This is a genomic window from Roseateles oligotrophus (assembly GCF_025717515.1).
Lineage (GTDB): Bacteria > Pseudomonadota > Gammaproteobacteria > Burkholderiales > Burkholderiaceae_C > Paucibacter_A > Paucibacter_A oligotrophus.
This window is the reverse complement of record NZ_JAJIRN010000032.1, coordinates 1-962: the sequence shown is the minus strand read 5'-3', so window position 1 is coordinate 962 and position 962 is coordinate 1. Positions and strand designations below refer to the sequence as shown.

The 962-nt window shown below is 69.1% G+C and carries 1 protein-coding gene and 1 pseudogene; one reads left to right on the top strand and one right to left on the bottom strand.

Going from position 1 to position 962, the window contains the following annotated elements; all coding sequences use genetic code 11:
- Positions 1–329 (bottom strand): annotated as a pseudogene (locus LNV07_RS25350) (hypothetical protein); the annotation flags it as partial.
- A gap of 42 nt (positions 330–371) precedes the next feature.
- On the opposite strand from LNV07_RS25350, the gene LNV07_RS25345 reads away from it, so the two are divergent.
- Positions 372–962 (top strand): MFS transporter (locus LNV07_RS25345; RefSeq protein WP_263573994.1); only part of this gene is annotated, 591 nt, incomplete at its 3' end.

Genomic DNA, 962 nt, shown 5'->3' with positions numbered 1-962 from the left:
GGCACCGAACCCGGCTGCTCCAGCACCGCGTCATTGCCGCCGACCACCAAGACCGTGTCGATCTCGCCGCGCAGCGCCGACAGCGCCGTCGTCGGCCCCAGCTGCAGGCCGGAGTTGCTGGTCACCGGCCCGCCCTCGGGCGAAGCCAGTAGCAGACGGTAGGGCGGCGCCCGGCCGGCGCTTTGGCAAAAGCCATTGGCCTTGCTGAACACCTCCCAGGGGCCGGCGACATCAAGCGACTGGCAGCCGGCATAGGCGACGATGACGACGGTGCGGCGCCCCTCGGCCGGGGCGAGTGGCTGGGTAGTGTTGGCAGTTTTTGCGGTCATTGTGTCAATACGGACATGAGGCTCAAGCATAAGCTACACAGCATGAACCAACAACATCAAAGCCCCCTCCACACCGTCCGCCTGTTGGTGCTCAGCCAGGCGCTGTTCGTCTGCGCCTCGGCGATCGGCCTGACGCTGACCGGCCTGGTCGGCGCGATGCTGGCACCCAGCCGCGCGCTGGCCACCCTGCCCTATGCACTGGTCACGGTGGCCACCGCGCTGAGCACGATCCCGGTCTCCTTGCTGATGCTGCGCTGGGGCCGGCGCCGCGTCTTCATGCTGGGCAGCTTGGCCGGCGCCGCTGGCGGGGCCTTGGCGGCCTGGGCGATCATGCGCAATGACTTCTTGCTGTTCTGCATCGCCAATCTGGGCCTGGGCCTGTTCGCCGCCAGCGCGCAGTACTACCGCTTCGCCGCCAATGAGGCGGCACCGGCCGAGTACAAGGCGCGGGCGATTGCCTGGGTGATCAGCGGCGGCGTGCTGGCCGCATTGGTCGGGCCGACGCTGGCGGCCTGGGCGCGCGAAGCGGTGCCGCGTCACAGCTTCGCCGGCTCCTATCTGGTCTTGCTCGGCCTGGCCTTGCTGGGGTCGCTGGTCTTGAGTCGCCTGACCGGCCTTGGCCGCGCTGCCGTG